Origin of the sequence: Proteiniphilum sp. (assembly GCF_040307845.1) — a bacterium.
In the GTDB taxonomy this organism is placed as follows: Bacteria; Bacteroidota; Bacteroidia; order Bacteroidales; family Dysgonomonadaceae; genus Proteiniphilum.
On the sequence record NZ_JAWRIS010000027.1, the window covers coordinates 207,577 to 224,105 of the forward strand.

Consider the following 16,529-nt stretch of genomic DNA (forward strand, 5'->3'; position numbering starts at 1 on the left):
TCATCAAAAAAAACACTTCCGAACGTTAATTTTAACCTTTTTATGTTTCTATAAAATTGATTATAAATCTATTAGCAAAAGAGCGATCTTCAATAACGACTTATGTTGTCAATGAACTGAAAAAAATGATTCGATCATCTCTATGGAAGTGTCTTTCAGCACTACTTTTTTATCTTTATCCAGTAAATATAGAGTGGGAAACGCCCTGATATCATACAATTTTTTCGTCGTGATTTCTCCGCTCTTATCATACGCATATACCCATCGGACCGGTATTTCAGGAAGATGTGCTATCCACTCGTCCAAATCGTTGTCCGGAGAGAGAGCGAGAATAGTAAGCATCGTACGGGTCGGGCTGTTCAGGGCCAACGCATCATTCAGTTCCCTGGACTCCTTGAGACGCTCCGTCACTGCAGTACAGGTGGAACAGCCCGGATTGGTGAACATGAGCAGGGTGTATTCGCTCTTGAGGTCATACAGGCGGAAAGATTGCCCCGATGCGACCGTATAAGTGAAATCATTGGCACTCTCTCCTATACGGTTCTTCATGGCCATTTCCCTCTGGAAGCCATACCGTGACCGACTCTCTTCCGTCAATAGCGGTGAGGCCTCGACTTCCTGCAATACGGGTAAATAATACTCCTCGTTGCGGAAAGGGGAATTAGGATCATAGAAATATTTCTCGAATAATTCCGTGAAATGCACATACATCATTGTATCGGTCTCCGCCTTCCGGAGCGTATGTATAAGCGAAGCATCAGCATCTTCCTGCGGTACATAACCCAGGATATTAATATAATCCACAAAAGCCTGCTCCGTAATTTCCGGCCGCCGGATCAGGTTCCGGTCACTAAAATCAAACCTGTCCCAGTAATGCATCACTAAATATTTAGCTCTTTCTTCAGGATCTTTCATGATTTCGGGGATCTGGGGTAGGACAAACGTATCCGGCACGATAGTTTGTACCGGCGTGGGATTCTCCTCAGCAGGTTCCGTCTGCGCTTTTTTACTTGACAAACAGGAGAAACCCGTTATCGCCATCGACCCGATCAAAGCTATGATTAGCAGGATATGTTTCATTTTTCGTTCAATTTCATTAGTCAAAGTAAATGAATTTATTCGTCTTCACGAAATAAGACATTCATACTTCAAAATTACAAGAATTTCTTCTAAAACCACACATAAGGGTAAAAATACCATTCTCTCCATCTGGAAAAAGCAAAAAAAACCAGCCGATGCGTTCAAAATATTTTCACTATATTTGCACTTTACTATTTCTCATAAAGCTATGGACGCATTTGTTGTTTCCGCAAGAAAATACAGACCCTCTACCTTCCAATCGGTAGTGGGACAAGAAGCGCTTACCACCACGCTGAAAAATGCGATTGCCGGTAATAAACTGGCACACGCTTACCTTTTCAGTGGTCCACGGGGTGTAGGGAAGACTACCTGTGCCCGTATTTTCGCGAAAACAATTAATTGCCTCAACCCTACCGGCGACCATGAAGCGTGCAACCAATGTGAATCGTGCGTGGCATTCAATGAACAACGTTCTTATAATATCCATGAGTTGGATGCGGCCTCCAACAATGGCGTGGACGATATCCGGAATCTGATTGACCAGGTGCGTGTCCCGCCTCAGATAGGAAGGTATAAGGTATATATCATCGATGAGGTACACATGCTTTCACAGTCGGCTTTCAACTCTTTCCTGAAAACATTGGAAGAGCCTCCTGCACATGCTATTTTTATTCTCGCCACTACGGAGAAACAGAAGATTATCCCCACTATCCTTTCGCGCTGCCAGGTATATGATTTCAACCGTATCACCATTGACGATACGGTCGCACACCTGCAATACGTGGCCGATCGGGAAGGAGTGAAGACTGAACCGGAAGCCCTGAATATCATCGCCCAGAAAGCGGATGGGGGAATGCGTGACGCCCTCTCCATTTTCGATCAGACAGTGAGCTATACCGGGGGAAATATTACCTACCAGGCGGTGATTGAAAATCTGAATGTGCTCGATTATGAATATTATTTCAGGTTATCTGACGCTATCCTCGACGGCAACGTGGTGGAATGCCTGCTGATATTGAACGATATCCTCAACAGGGGATTTGAAGGACAATATATCATCAGCGGTATCTCCAACCACTTCCGGGACTTGTTGGTATGCAAGGACGCGGCCACGGCACAGCTCTTTCAGGTGGGATCCTCCATCCGTGAGCGATACATCGGGATGGCCAAAAGATGCAGTAACGAGTTCCTCTATAACGCCATCGAGATATCGAATGAATGTGACCTCAACTATCGATTAAGCAAAAACAAACGTCTCCTTGTGGAACTGGCACTGATACGGCTCTGCCAGCTAGCCGGGCCAAAGGATGCGTCCTCCGTGAAAACGGAAAAAAAAAGAACTATTGAACCGATAGTACCAGCATCACAAGAAAAAGCCACACCGGCAGATACCCGGCAATCGCAGTCTCCCGAACCGAAGAAAGATCCCGAACCGAAGAAAGATTCTGGACCGATAATAGTTCCCGAGCAAATAAAAGTTCCCGAGCCAAAAAAAGATGCTGAAAAAAAGGTTGTTGCTGAAGCTGCCACTTCACTGAAAAGGAAAACGGTCTCCCTTTCCGGGATGGGTGTGTCGCTTTCCTCTCTCTCCAATAAAAAAGAAGAAGACTCTTCCTCCCCCGGAGTAGAGACACAACAGCACAATGGGAACAACCTGTTTACCGAGAGCGAGTTAGTAAACGCATGGAAAGAATATACCCACAGCCTGGATGAAGAGAAACTTCTCAAGAATACAATGACACTCTACCATCCCAGGATGCTGAGTGAAACCGTGTTCGAAGTAGAAGTCAACACAGAACTCAATAAACAATACCTCACCGACCACAGTATCGCCCTTCTCTCCTTCCTGAGGGAAAGATTAAGAAATGACGATATCACCATGACCATCAGGATATCAGAGACCAATGCCATTAAAAAGCCCCTGACTTCCCGTGAGATATTCGACGAGATGGTACAACAAAATCCTTCACTCCAAAAACTTTCCGATGAGTTTGGACTCGAACTGAGTTGAGATGAGAGCTATCGTTTCCCTTATTTTAATTTTCGCCTTATTGGGTTCATGTACGGGAAGGAACAACCGTTCCACTACCGGGACAGGGAATCCGGCCACAGAAGCAGGGCAACCGGAAGAAATCACCGGCACCATACAACAGCATCAACGTCCCGACACGGCAGAAGAGGTTGCCTCCGTCAACAACGACACTATCGTCGATGCCGCATATTCCTTTGAAGAGGCCATTGCCGGCACAAAAGCACCCCAAAGCATTATCGACCAACTGGCACTTTTCGATGTGGTGTATCTTTCCACCGACGGACAGATACACCGCGGACAGATACTTTCCCACAAAAAGATAGCAGAAGATATCAGGAATATTTTCAAGTTTATGCTCGACGAAGGATTTGTAATTGAGAAGGCGATCCCTATTGTACAATACGACTGGAACGATAGCCTGTCAATGGATGATAACAACAGTTACAGTTTCTGCTACCGCGACATTACCTTCTCCAAACACGCGAGTGGAATGGCCATTGACATCAACCCCCGGTTCAATCCCTTACGATGGAAAACGGAAGACCGCCCCAACCAACCTGAGGGAGCAGTATTGGATACCACGGTGAATGGTACCCTCTATCCGGGACATCCGGTAGTGGAGGAATTCCGTAAACTCGGCTTCCGGTGGGGGCACTCGTTTACTAAGTTTTACGATGATCATCATTTTGAGAAAAGTGCCTAAGTGGTTAGGTGCCTGAGTGGCTAGGTGCCTAAGTGGTTAGGTGGATGGGTGGTTAAGTGGCTAGATGGTTAGGTGGTTAGGTAGGGTTACTTATTTTTCAGAGAACTGATAAGTCGCAAAAGCATGACTCTGATATATTTTATTTGTTCATTCGGTATTTTTTCTTCTTCCATATATTTCAATCTTACTGCCAATTCCAATTGGGTTTCCACCTCTGACAAAGAACCGTTGGCAATGTAAAGAAACTGGATAAATTCTTTTGTTGAATTCCTGGAAGCACCTTCTGCAATATTAGAAGGAACAGATATAGCCGCCCGTTTTAGTTGGGCCGTCAATCCATAAATCTCCGAAGTGGGGAAAGAAGATACAATTTCATATATTTCTTCGCACAAATCCATCGATTTCTGCCATACAACTAACTCTTTAAAACTCTTCAAACTCATGATCCACATCTTTTAATTTACACCCTCAACCTAACCACCTAAGCACTCAACCACTTAGGCACTCAACCACCTAGGCACTCAACAACCTAAGCACTCAACCACCTAGGCACTCAACCACCTAGGCACCTAATCACAATGCCCAATTATCCCTATCCAGGTTCCGGTAGTTGATCGCTTCCGCAAGATGCGACGGTTTCACATGTTCACTGCCGTCGAGGTCGGCAATAGTACGGGATACTTTCAGTATGCGGTCGTAGGCTCGGGCCGAAAGGTTGAGCCTCTCCATGGCCGCCTGCAGCAGTTTCATCCCTTTTTGGTCGGGAGAAGCATATTCGCGCAACATTTTGCCATTCATCTGCGCGTTGCAAAAGACGCCACGCCTGTTTTTGAACCGGCGCGACTGGATCTCCCTTGCTTTCACTACCCTCCCGCATATATCCGCACTGCGCTCCGCCGGTGTACTATCGGATATCTTTTCGAACGGCACCGGCACAATCTCTACCTGGATATCGATCCGGTCGAGGAGCGGCCCGGAAATCCTATTGAGGTATTTCTGTACTGCTCCGGGAGGACATACGCATTGTTTGTCGGGATGATTATGGTATCCGCAGGGGCAAGGATTCATCGCTGCTATCAGCATGAATCCGGCCGGATAGTCTACCGAGAATTTGGCACGAGAGATGGTGATCTTACGGTCCTCCAACGGCTGCCTCATCACTTCCAGCACATTCCTGCTGAATTCCGGAAGTTCGTCGAGGAACAGGATCCCATTATGTGCCAGACTTATCTCGCCGGGCTGTGGATATGCACCTCCACCCACCATCGCTACATCGCTGATGGTATGGTGGGGCGAACGGAAGGGACGATTGGTCATCAGCGACCGCCCCAGATCCGTTTTCCCCGCCACGCTATGTATCTTGGTCGTCTCCAACGCCTCTTCCAGTGAAAAAGGTGGCAGGATAGAGGGCATCCTTTTGGCCATCATCGATTTACCGGAACCCGGAGTGCCTATCATTATCACGTTATGCCCTCCGGCGGCAGCCACTTCCAGAGCCCGCTTCACGTTCTCCTGTCCTTTCACATCGGAAAAATCAAATTCAAAAGAAGAGCGGCCCTCCAGAAACTCCTGTTGCAGGTCCACTTTTATAGGCTGTAACTCCTGTTCACCGTTGAAGAAAGCAGCCACTTCCCGTATATTGTTTACCCCATAGATCTTCAATCCCTCTACCACAGCGGCTTCTTTTGCATTCGCCATCGGCAGGATAAACCCCTTGAGGTTGCTATCCCTCGCCATCAAAGCCATGGGCAACGCACCCTTTAAGGGAAGGATGGTGCCGTCGAGCGACAATTCACCCATCATCAGGTAGTCGCCCAGCCTGCCAGGGGGAACGGATCCGGAAGCAGCGAGGATACCGACAGCGAGCGGCAGGTCATACGCCGATCCCTCCTTCCGGATATCGGCAGGGGACATATTGATTACGATCTGTTGACGTGGGAATTTCAGTCCGTTTACTTCAATGGCTGATACAATACGTTCATGGCTTTCTTTCACAGAGGTGTCCGGCAGGCCCACCAGCATAAACCGGATCCCTCTCGAACAATTTACTTCAATGGTGATGAGCGTCGCATCGATACCTTGTACGGCCGCTCCAAATAATTTGACCAGCATGCCACCAAGTCTTTTCTTGCACTTAATCTTCGGTAGAATTTCTGATTGCATTCGCTACTCCCTGGGCGGGAATATTGCGTACTTTGATATTGCCGTCGGGAGCGATCAGAATATTAAAGGGTATATATTGCACATTATACGCATCTACAATATCAGATCCCCAACTCCTTTTCTCGGGGACCACTCTCCAGGGAATAGAGTCATTTTCCACATATTCCACGGGATAAATGTCGGAATCGATATACACAGTCAGGAACTCCACACTGTCCTTATTAACTCCCTGATAAGCTTCTTTCAGCAGATCGATTGTCTCGCGTGATTCGATCCCCGCCATAGAGACGAAAGAGAGCAGCACGTATTTTCCGTTAAATTGATGAGAATAGATAGTCTTTTCCTCTTTGTCAATGAGCTTGAAATAAGGCATCCGCGCACCTTCTGCCGACTGGTTGATCTTTTCGGAATAGGATCTCAATTGGGTTGCGTACCGGGTATTGGTCACATCTCCCTGTAAATATCCCAGTACCCGTTCCAATGCATGAGGATTATCACTATTGATAAAAAAATTATTGATGAGGATGAGACTTGAGAATCTGGAAGGATTTTTCTTGATGAATTCTTCTGCTTGCGATATCAATTCATGATTGAGCAATTGCAATTTGGCAAGTTCATCATGTCGGGTGACAGACTTGTTGACGACCGTATCCGCCTGTGACTCCACATTCAGATTAAGCAACAACTGTCCCCGCTGGGAAAGCAACTCACGGTTTTGCATCTTGAACAAGGTCAGATCATTATTGATCTCATTTCCGTTCACCTCTATAAGATCGGGTAATAACGCATCTCCTTTCACTTTCAGTTCCTGCCCTTTATCGGCGAAAACCACCGCAGCACTCTCATAATTATTCAGATAAAGAGAGAAAGTGGTAAGAGTGTCAATGGGGTTTTTGTAATTGAACCTACCCTTTACATCTACATTGATCGTATCAGTGGCCAGCGTGTCGCCGGAAAGCCAGGTAACCAGGATATAGGGATTTTCTAAGTTTGAAATTTCCCCCCTGATTAAAACCTCCTCTCCATTTTTACATGATAGGACGGAATATAAAATAAATATATAAATAACTATTTTACAAAACCTTTCCATACTATAACAATCTCTCTTCTAGTATTTTATTGATATTTTACTCTTTCTTGCGCAACCTATCAAACGAGAATATTTATTAGGAAAAACAAAGGTATCTCTTTTTTTTAAATATTCAATGATTTTCACATTTATTTAACTGTTTTTTGTTTTTAACTTATTATCTCAAAATGATCAAAGGAGATGAAAGTAATATTCAATGGAAATAAAATAAATTCATTAGATTTGTGATGGGAAAGTGGGAAGGTGATTTTATTTACTAATTACTAATGGATAATGTGCCCCAAATCCCCAGTCTTGGTTCTTGATTCTAAAAGTCTTGGTTCTAATTTTTACTCAATGTTTTACTCTATTATAATTCCTCTTTATAATCGCCCCGACGAGGTGGAAGAACTGCTCGAAAGCCTCAGTAAACAGACTGACAAGCAGTTTGAAGTCATCATCGTTGAGGATGGGTCTACCCGGAAAAGCGATACTGTGGTGGAAAACTACCGCCACAAACTCGATCTCTGTTACTTCGAGAAACCCAATTCGGGTCCCGGTCTTGCCAGGAATGCCGGGGCAGAGCGGGCAAAGCATGATTACCTTATTTTTTTTGACTCAGATTGCATCATTCCCCCTGATTATATAGAAACGGTTTCACATTCCCTGCGCCAGAAATATGCTGATGCCTACGGGGGACCGGACGCGGCACTACCCACCTTCTCAACCACGCAAAAGGCGATCAATTATTCCATGACTTCTTTCTTCACTACGGGGGGTATCCGGGGCGGAAAAAAATCGATGGAGAAATTCACTCCCCGGAGTTTTAACCTTGGGGTTTCAAAAGAGGCATTTAATACGATAGGGGGCTATGGCACCATGCGGTTTGGCGAAGACATCGATTTCAGCCTGCGGTTACAGAAAAATGGGTTCCGGACAATGCTTATTCCCGGCGCTTTCGTATACCATAAACGAAGAACTACTTTCAGGCAATTCTTCAAACAGGTGCATAATTCTGGTATCGCACGTATCAATCTCCACCTTTCGCATCCCGGCTCATTAAAGATAGTGCATTGGCTACCCGCGTTGTTTGTTGTAGGGATGACACTCTCCCTGGTACTTTCACTTCACCACCCCGCGTTTCTGCTTATACCGCTATGCTATTCCCTACTGCTTTTTATCGACTCCCTCCTGAAAAACAGATCGGCCGGCGTAGCGCTTTACAGCATTGCGGCAGCATGGATCCAACTGACGGGATATGGGACGGGGTTCCTCTCCGCAGTGTGGAAGCGGCTGATCTTGGGAAAAGGGGAATTTAACGCATTCGAGAAAAAATTCTACGATTAGATTTTCTCCCCGTAAGCGAGATCGCCCGCGTCGCCAATGCCGGGTACGATATAAGATGACTCATTCAGTTCCGGATCGATAGCGGCGGCCCAGATAGTGGTTTTTTCTTCAGGAAAATTGGCCTTGCAATAATCGATCGCCTGCCTGCTGGCAATGATAGTGGCTATATGGATATGCGCCGGCGTCCCTTTGGTGAGCAGTGCCCTGTAAGTCAACTCCATGCTGCTTCCTGTGGCCAACATAGGATCGGCCAGGATCAACGTTTTCCCCTCTATGGAGGGCGATGCGATATATTCGATATTGATATCGAACGATTGGTGGCCGATCTCCCTGTATTTCCTGTATGCAGAGACGAAAGCATTTTCAGCCCCATCAAAATAATTCAACATGCCATGATGGAAGGGAAGCCCCGCCCTGAGAATAGTGGCGATAACGATTTCCTCGTCCGGAATATTCACTTCAATCAGGTCGAGCGGGGTGTTCACCTCAATCTTCTTGTAATGAATCCCTTTGCTGATCTCATAAGCCATGACCTCACCGATACGCTCTATGTTTCGGCGGAACCGGAGACGGTCGTTCTGGATGGTGATATCCCTAATTTCACGGATAAAAGAGTTAAGTAGAGAATTGGTGTCCGAAAAGTTGTTTACTTCCATTTTATATATCAGTTTTATCTCTTCCGGTTTATCACGAGGTAGCATACAAAACTCACGTGATGAACCCGGATGAAGTAATTATTTCCGGAAAACAAAGGTAATGATTTTCTACACTTGGCTAAACTTTTGGCATAATTTTTTGTTTTTAAAAAGATATGCGGATAAAAAAACAGCCAATTAAAGAAAAATTTCTTTAATTATTTTCCTGTATGAAAGAATTTGCGTATTTTTGTGCGCCTGTTTTTAGGTTTATCCACATGCAAGCATTAGTTCTTAATTTTTCACTTCGTAGATTTTCTGTCGTCACTCGGCATAATCAAAACAAGTTTTGCTTCTGCCCTCGTTTCTAAGAAAATTCACTTTTAGTTTGTAATTGGCAAGTTTTGTAAATTCATAATATAGTAAACCCTAATTTTATCAAAATGGCAAATTTAGATTTAAGCAAGTATGGCATTAGGGGCGATTTTGAGATCGTTCACAATCCCTCCTACGAGACGCTTTACCAGGATGAAATGAATCCGGCGAACGAAGGTTTCGAGAGAGCTAAATCAACAAAGAGCGGTGCTACCGCAGTGTATACCGGAAAATTTACCGGTCGTTCTCCTAAAGATAAATTCTTTGTAAAAGACGATGTCACAAAAGACACACTCTGGTGGGATGGTACTATCAATCGTCCTTGTACCCGTGAAGCATTCGACTACTGCAAGGGATTGGTAGCCAACCGGCTTTCCAAAGCGAAAAAACTGTATGTAGTGGACACTTTCTGCGGCACCAACGCCGACACACGTATGAAAGTACGTTTCGTGATGGAAGTTGCCTGGCAGGCCCACTTCGTAACCAATATGTTTATCCGTCCGTCACACTACGAACTGGCCAACTACGGTGAGCCCGATTTCGTATGTTTGAACGGTTCCAAAGTAACCAACGACAAATGGCAAGAGCAAGGTCTGAACTCTGAAAACTTCACCCTGTTCGACCTTACCCAGAAAATGCAGGTAATCGGTGGCACCTGGTATGGTGGTGAAATGAAAAAGGGCATGTTCTCCCTGATGAACTACTATCTGCCTCTGAAAGGTATTGCTTCTATGCACTGCTCTGCTAACGTAGGTGAAGATGGTGACGTAGCTGTCTTCTTCGGTCTTTCAGGTACCGGTAAAACCACCTTGTCAGCCGACCCGAAACGGTTCCTGATCGGTGACGACGAACACGGTTGGGATGAGCACGGAGTATTCAACTACGAAGGTGGCTGCTATGCGAAAGTGATCAACCTGAGCGAACAAAATGAACCGGACATCTGGCGTGCTATCCGTCGCGATGCATTATTGGAAAACGTAACAGTAGATGATGAAGGCAACATCGATTTCGCTGACGGTTCTACCACCGAAAATACCCGCGTATCGTATCCTATCTACCACATCAGCAAGATCGTTCTTCCTTCACGTGCAGGACATGCCAACAAGATCATTTACCTCTCGGCTGACGCATTCGGCGTATTGCCTCCGGTATCTATCCTCGATGACAACCAGGCACAGTATCACTTCCTCTGTGGATTTACGTCCAAGCTGGCAGGTACCGAACGGGGTATCACCGAACCGCAACCTTCGTTTTCACCCGCATTCGGAGAAGCGTTCCTTACGCTGCACCCCACCGTATATGCACAACGTCTGGTTGAAAAGATGAATCAGCACAACGCTAAAGCATATCTGGTAAATACCGGCTGGAACGGAACAGGAAAACGTATTTCCCTGAAAGATACCCGTGCGATCATCGATGCCATCATCGACGGTTCAATTGAAAAGGCAGAAAAGGTACATATTCCTATCATGAACCTGACGGCTCCTGCAAAACTGGAAGGTGTTTCCGATATCCTCGACCCGCGTAACACTTACGCCGATAAGAGCGAATGGGAAGCAAAAGCCAAGAAACTGGGCGCCATGTATATTGAAAACTTCAAGCAATATTGCGACAACGATGCTGCAAAAGCATTGATCCCTTCAGGACCGCAAGTTGACTGATCAGTTTAGATTGATTGGCTTAACAAATGTGCCACGGCATAGTTAAGTTTTTTCCATAAAAAACCCGCTTCGCAATAGGTGAAGCGGGTTTTTATTTCACTCCTCCAGCACCATGATCTCCACTTTCCGGAAATCAATCGGATGGCCTTCACTCTGCAAGGAGATGGTGCCACGGCTAAGCATTTTATCGCCACCGTTCAGACCTACCAGTTTGGAATAGGTTCCGTCTCTCTCATCCAGTTGCGGCTGCGTATACTGGAGTACGGTATCACCGTTGATGATATGTTTAATTACCTCGTTACCCCTCACCTCTACTTCGGCGGTGTACCAATCTTCACCATAAAAATAACCGGTGGAGGAGTTGATGCAATGATCGAGTATCAACTCGCCATCCATCACAATATTGGTTCCCGGGGTACATACATTCATATTGGTACGCTCCACCGTTGAATCGCTGCCAAGCAACTGCACCTCGATGGAAGTAGGGAAATCCTGGCCTCTTTCCATCGATTCAGGTGTCTGTCCATGGATCATAATTCCGCTGTTCCTGTATGCCCAGCCGGGTGCACCGGGGCATTGGTCACCCACAAAACGATACTCCACACGAAGCCTGTAGTGCGAAAACGGATCTTTGTAGAACAAATGTCCGAAGCGGTTATCAAATGAATCATACCCGCCGTCGTAGCGCACTTTGATCATCCCGTCCTCTACCCGGAAAGTGTTCCCGAAATTATCCCCGGAGTCGTATCCGGTGATTTTCGGCGTCCAGCCGGATAAATCCGTACCGTTAAAGAGTTGCACCCATTCGGCTTCACCCGTTTTTTTCCCGTTACAGGAAGCTAAAAACAAGATTGAAACAGCAGTAAAAAAAATGAATAGCCAGTTATACTTCATGATTGTGAGCAGTTTATATGAATTATTAAAGAGCAAAGATAATCATTTTTTCATCTTTCCTATAATGGTTGTATTGCTTTGGGGGGTAAAAATCGATAACTTTGTCAAAAAAAGCGACATGAATCTTTCACTTGTAGACATATCCATAGCACCTTATGGTGGAGACAGAAAGCAGGCCCTAAAGAACACTATCGAGACCGCTAAGCTGGTTGAAAACTTGGGCTTCCGGCGTATATGGCTCGCCGAGCATCATAACCTCGCCAACGCGGCCGGCCGTACGCCCGAAGTATTGATTGCCGCGGTGGCGGAAAACACGAAACGCATCCATGTGGGGTCAGGGGCTGTATTATTGAACCACTATAGCCCCTTCAAGGTTGCCGAAGTTTTTGGCACGTTGTGCGAACTCTATCCGGGCAGAATCGATCTGGGTATCGGCAGGGCAACCACCGGCAGGTATACCGATGTGGCGTTGCAGCGTAACCGCTCCGCCTATCAGCGGTTCGACGACTCGCTGGAACAGATCGAGGAGCTTCTGGCATGGCTTACCGACGATTTCCCCGAAAATCATCCTCTAAAAGGGAAAGTAAGATCCTACAACGACGGCGCTTTGCCCAATGTATACCTGTTAGGTTCAAGCAGCTTCAGCGCTGAAGCTGCAGCAGAGTTGGGGTTGGCGTATGTATTTGCCTCATTCATCAACACAAACGGCACTTACCCGATCACCAACACATACACCCGCACATTCCAACCCTCCGAAAAACCCTATGCACACAAAACGCCCAAACTGACCCTGTCGCTGAGTGTATATGTGCATGACACCGATGAGCTGGCACTACAGTTTTCCGCCCCTATGCAATATATGTTCAGGCAGATGCAGTCGGGAATAATTTCCAACGCCTATCTGCCGGAAAAAGAAGCATTGGACAAACTGGGCGGCTCCGCTCTCATGGAACGGTTGAACAATCCGCTGCATCCGCCAAGATACCTTGTGGGAAAAGCGGAGACAGTAGCCCGGGAAATAAAACTGATCCGGAAAACTTATGGCACGGAAGAAATAATGTTCCAGATCATCACCGCCAACCATACCCAGCGGCTGAAAAGCCTCGAATTGTTGGCAAAGCATCTATTGGATTAAAAGTCAAAACGACAAATCATCCCGATCTAAAACAGGAAAAGTGACCAATCTGATCACTTTTCCTGTGAAGTAGCTCCGCCGGGAATCGAACCCGGATCTACGGTTTAGGAAACCGCTATTCTATCCATTGAACTACAGAGCCAAACGGAAGTGCAAAAATAGTACTTTTCCGGTTATCTGCAAAAGATATTTGCCGCAGACACAAATAAACAATATGCTGGTTGGGTTGTTTAGTGTACACCTATTATGGGACTATCGTTGCGTTTTGTAAAACTATTGTAAAACTTTTACAGAAATATTACAGAAATATTACAGAAATATTATAGAAAAAATGAATAAAATAGCCATTCTATACGGCTCATCCGGCGGGAACGCGGAATCTGTGGCCAGGCAGGTGCAGGATCTTTTTGACGGAAATGCCGACTTATACAATGTGGAGTATGTCTCCCTCGATGAAATAAAAGATTACCCCTATTACGTGGTGGGAACCTCAACGACAGGTATTGGCGACTTGCAGGACGATTGGGAGGGCTTTCTACCCTCTTTTGCCGGGTTGGATTTCACCGGAAAAAAAGTAGCCATTTTTGCCCTGGGTGACAGCGCCTCTTATTCGACCAGTTTTGCCGAATCGATGAAGGTGGTCTACGACGAGATAGGCGACAAGGCCCAGATCGTCGGCCGGGTCCCTGATGAAGGGTATACCTATGACGATTCCACTGCCGTGATCGACGGCCTGTGGTTAGGTCTTCCCATTGATGAGGACAATGAATACGACATGACTGAAGAGCGTTTGTCGAGATGGGTAGAAGCCCTGAAGGAAGAATTCGTGTAGCAAACCGGACAGGAATCCTCATAACAATTCACACAATTGAATCAAAAGCAAACAATCAACATGATAACGGTAAAACAGTCTATTTTACTGGCAGCCCTTTTAATGGCTTTGCCGGTGATTTCCTATGGTATTGAGTCCGAACAGAACTTAACATTGACCAAAATTGCACAAGCATCCGAGAAGACATCGGAAAACACCAGTCCCACCCGTTTGGCCCAAACGGACACCGACGAGGTCGCCAATCTTTGCCTGGCCGCTTTTGCCGCACTGGGGACAGTACTCACCTGGCGTGCCGTTCGCAAAGAATCGAAACAACAGCAGATCAAGCGCACTTTCCAGGCCAAAATCTTATCCGACCTGGTGCGGCACATGTACCGGAATAAAGTATGTATCTGCGCCACGCAAGCAAAACTTCGGGAAGAAGGATTCAACAGGTACTATCCCTCGGAAGAGCACTTGTTAAAATTGAAACTCCTGCCGGAAGATCTTCGCTTCGACCGTTTCGACAACACCCCTGACTATTATGATATCCTGCATGAACTGGAACTCAAATTCCGGAATTTCAATATTGAGGTGGACGTCTCTTTAGAGCATCTGAAACAACAAAATATAGATGAGAAAACCAAGGTGCGGGATCTGGAGGTCCTTGAATTCAAATCCCAGCTCTTAACGAGCGACATCATCAACCTGATGCATACTTTAAAGCTTCCTATTTTGGAAGAAGAAAATAAAAACTCAGGCGAAAGTGCCCTAAGGTATATTCCCATGGAAAGCGGCGACACCGTTCAGCATGGTTTGAGGAAGAAGTTCCACGCAGACATCCCGTTGGATTACATCGAAGATGTGAGGAAATTTCTGGTATCCAAGTCTGCCCGTTACTCGAAGCTACATCCGGCAGAACTTCCTTCAAAATCCTGCCGTCCGGATCACAAAGATGAGAGATCGATCTATTTCGATGAAGTGCTGCAACTTACCGAATACTTGGACAACGACATCAGGGCGGAATATCCGAAAATCCATCTGATTGCGTTCCAGGCCTGATTTCTGGGCAACATGCCGTTACCAATGACTATCTTTGAGGTTTATCGTCATCGCATGATGCCCGCCTCGAACCTCCGCTGCATATGCGTCGCACTTTCTCCAGTGCAACTCTATATCAACTCTATACCATCCCTATACCATCCCTATAAAATTATAGTGTTGAAGCTGCGCTTGAATGAGATTCATCATCCATATATCAATACTTTTGTCTGTTCTATATTTTTCCGGAGAAAGGAATTGCGGATAGGTTGTTCTTCCAGCAAGTCCACTTCTCTCCCTAAAACATCTTCAAGCGAATATTTAAAATCGAAATAGTGAATGAAATGGTCTTGAACCGCCTGTTTATCGAAATCAACAATCAAATCCACATCACTTTTGTCATTGAATCGGCCGGCAAGAACAGAGCCAAATGAATTAGTCTTGAATTGTACATGATAGTGTAAAACAAAACCCGGCATATCCTGAGATACACCGGGTTTCGTAATTTTTATCACCTAACCACTTAGGCACCTAACCACCTTTCGCTTCGCGCAATCTGCTACCGCTCGGCAAATGTAAGTACACTTACTTTGCCCTCACTTACTCGCAGATTTCCACTTTACTGCACTACCCACCCTTTCTCCATTGCACTTGCCTGCAGGGTTTGTCCAAGCGGTTCTTCGGTGAGCCAGAGGTCACCGCCGGTCACGCTTCTCAGCGTGGACACGATGCTTTCGGCTTCGGTGTCGGCCAGTGGGTTGCCAAATGCCCACAGGCGGTTTAACAACGGATTTTGTGAAATATCGAGTGCTGCCAACTGGTTATTGTACACCAACAGGCGGGTCAGTTGCGTGTTGTCCGAGATATCGAGGTTGCCGAGTTGGTTTCCGGAGCAGTCTAGGTATTCAAGGGCGCTGTTGGCCGACACATCCAGTTCCGTCATCTTGTTGTTGAAGCACCAGAGCGACACCAACTCCGTATTGGCCGACACAATCAGCGACCGGATATCGTTATCCGACACGTCGAGGCGGGTGAGCATTGTGTTCTGCGACACATTCACAGCGGTGAGGTTGTTCATCGGCACGTTCAATGTGGTCAAATAAGGACTACCCGACACATCAATAGATGTGAGTTCATTTCCCGCCGCGGCCAAATAGGTGATATCACCATAGATTGCGATTTCGCTCACTCCCGGGGCAACGGTATAGTCCTGGTAGGCGTTGAACACCTTCACGTTTTCCGTACCATCTTCCGCACATTTACCATCCCCGTCGAGGTCGATCCATACAGCGGCACGGTTCAACGCAGGGGCATCCACCGACAGGCTGATGATACCGTCGGTACGGCCGCTTTTGAGGGTGACCACGCTTCCGCTTTCCGTCTCAAGGTCTCCCGCCCTAAATCCGGTATCGGGCAACTCTTCTTGGCAGCCCGTTATCACCGTGGACAGCAACACCACCAATAAGTATACATATTTATTATTCATCTGTTTATGAATTTCTAATTACTAATTTCACTTAACCACTTAACCACCTAGGCACTTAGCCACTTAGCCACTTAGGCACTTAGGCACTTAACCACCT

General features: G+C 46.2%; 15 protein-coding genes and 1 tRNA gene. 7 read left to right on the forward strand and 9 right to left on the reverse strand.

What is annotated here, in order from left to right; all coding sequences use genetic code 11:
• Nucleotides 1–108: 108 nt before the first annotated feature.
• Entirely contained in the window at nt 109–1,080 is a 972-nt protein-coding gene (locus ABV001_RS06845) for a DUF5106 domain-containing protein (protein ID WP_352422097.1), read from the reverse strand.
• 208 nt (nt 1,081–1,288) lie between these two features.
• Here ABV001_RS06845 and ABV001_RS06850 point away from each other — a divergent pair, with 208 nt between their 5' ends.
• Both ABV001_RS06850 and ABV001_RS06855 read left to right on the forward strand, forming a co-directional pair.
• Nucleotides 1,289–3,091, forward strand: a complete 1,803-nt coding sequence (locus tag ABV001_RS06850; RefSeq protein WP_352422098.1) for a DNA polymerase III subunit gamma/tau — start codon at nt 1,289–1,291, stop codon at nt 3,089–3,091.
• Nucleotide 3,092: 1 nt separating this feature from the next.
• Nucleotides 3,093–3,815 carry a M15 family metallopeptidase gene (locus ABV001_RS06855; RefSeq protein WP_352422099.1) on the forward strand — a complete coding sequence of 241 codons (723 nt, stop codon included), beginning with the start codon at nt 3,093–3,095 and terminating at the stop codon, nt 3,813–3,815.
• Nucleotides 3,816–3,901: 86 nt separating this feature from the next.
• Here the strand turns inward: ABV001_RS06855 and ABV001_RS06860 are convergent, their stop codons facing one another.
• The 3 genes from ABV001_RS06860 to ABV001_RS06870 all read right to left on the reverse strand — a co-directional run bounded on the left by ABV001_RS06860 (nt 3,902) and on the right by ABV001_RS06870 (nt 7,068).
• The gene (locus ABV001_RS06860) at nt 3,902–4,258 is read right to left on the reverse strand and encodes a four helix bundle protein (protein WP_352422100.1); all 357 of its coding nucleotides are present in this window, start codon (nt 4,256–4,258) and stop codon (nt 3,902–3,904) included.
• A gap of 130 nt (nt 4,259–4,388) precedes the next feature.
• Nucleotides 4,389–5,927, reverse strand: a complete 1,539-nt coding sequence (locus ABV001_RS06865) for a YifB family Mg chelatase-like AAA ATPase (protein ID WP_352422101.1) — start codon at nt 5,925–5,927, stop codon at nt 4,389–4,391.
• Between the two features lie 22 nt (nt 5,928–5,949).
• Complete coding sequence (locus ABV001_RS06870) at nt 5,950–7,068, reverse strand: TlpA family protein disulfide reductase (RefSeq protein WP_352422102.1); 1,119 nt, start codon at nt 7,066–7,068, stop codon at nt 5,950–5,952.
• Between the two features lie 336 nt (nt 7,069–7,404).
• Here ABV001_RS06870 and ABV001_RS06875 point away from each other — a divergent pair, with 336 nt between their 5' ends.
• On the forward strand, nt 7,405–8,394 hold the full coding sequence (locus ABV001_RS06875; RefSeq protein ID WP_352422103.1) for a glycosyltransferase family 2 protein: 990 nt from the start codon (nt 7,405–7,407) through the stop codon (nt 8,392–8,394).
• Here ABV001_RS06875 and upp read toward each other — a convergent pair.
• Nucleotides 8,391–9,050, reverse strand: coding sequence for a uracil phosphoribosyltransferase (gene upp / locus ABV001_RS06880; RefSeq protein WP_352422104.1), 660 nt, complete (start codon nt 9,048–9,050; stop codon nt 8,391–8,393). The genes ABV001_RS06875 and upp overlap by 4 nt on opposite strands.
• 422 nt (nt 9,051–9,472) lie before the next feature.
• On the opposite strand from upp, the gene pckA reads away from it, so the two are divergent.
• Nucleotides 9,473–11,065, forward strand: coding sequence for a phosphoenolpyruvate carboxykinase (ATP) (pckA, locus tag ABV001_RS06885; RefSeq protein WP_352422105.1), 1,593 nt, complete (start codon nt 9,473–9,475; stop codon nt 11,063–11,065).
• Nucleotides 11,066–11,161: 96 nt separating this feature from the next.
• Here pckA and ABV001_RS06890 read toward each other — a convergent pair whose 3' ends face one another.
• Nucleotides 11,162–11,959 (reverse strand): 3-keto-disaccharide hydrolase, encoded by a 798-nt coding sequence (locus tag ABV001_RS06890; protein WP_352422106.1) that lies wholly within the window; start codon nt 11,957–11,959, stop codon nt 11,162–11,164.
• Here ABV001_RS06890 and ABV001_RS06895 point away from each other — a divergent pair.
• A complete protein-coding gene (locus tag ABV001_RS06895) occupies nt 11,937–13,094 on the forward strand; it encodes an MsnO8 family LLM class oxidoreductase (RefSeq protein WP_352422107.1) in 1,158 nt (385 codons plus the stop codon). The genes ABV001_RS06890 and ABV001_RS06895 overlap by 23 nt on opposite strands.
• 70 nt (nt 13,095–13,164) lie before the next feature.
• On the opposite strand, the gene ABV001_RS06900 is transcribed toward ABV001_RS06895, so the two are convergent.
• A tRNA-Arg gene (locus ABV001_RS06900) sits at nt 13,165–13,236 on the reverse strand.
• A 189-nt stretch (nt 13,237–13,425) separates the two neighbouring features.
• Between ABV001_RS06900 and ABV001_RS06905 the strand changes: the two genes are divergently transcribed.
• Both ABV001_RS06905 and ABV001_RS06910 read left to right on the forward strand, forming a co-directional pair.
• Entirely contained in the window at nt 13,426–13,926 is a 501-nt protein-coding gene (locus ABV001_RS06905; RefSeq protein ID WP_352422108.1) for a flavodoxin, read from the forward strand.
• 60 nt (nt 13,927–13,986) lie between these two features.
• Nucleotides 13,987–14,967 carry a hypothetical protein gene (locus ABV001_RS06910; protein ID WP_352422109.1) on the forward strand — a complete coding sequence of 327 codons (981 nt, stop codon included), beginning with the start codon at nt 13,987–13,989 and terminating at the stop codon, nt 14,965–14,967.
• 185 nt (nt 14,968–15,152) lie between these two features.
• Here the strand turns inward: ABV001_RS06910 and ABV001_RS06915 are convergent, their stop codons facing one another.
• Together ABV001_RS06915 and ABV001_RS06920 are read right to left on the reverse strand one after the other, a co-directional pair.
• Nucleotides 15,153–15,425, reverse strand: a complete 273-nt coding sequence (locus ABV001_RS06915; RefSeq protein ID WP_352422127.1) for a nucleotidyltransferase family protein — start codon at nt 15,423–15,425, stop codon at nt 15,153–15,155.
• Between the two features lie 140 nt (nt 15,426–15,565).
• Nucleotides 15,566–16,432, reverse strand: coding sequence for a leucine-rich repeat domain-containing protein (locus tag ABV001_RS06920; protein ID WP_352422110.1), 867 nt, complete (start codon nt 16,430–16,432; stop codon nt 15,566–15,568).
• Nucleotides 16,433–16,529 lie beyond the last annotated feature (97 nt).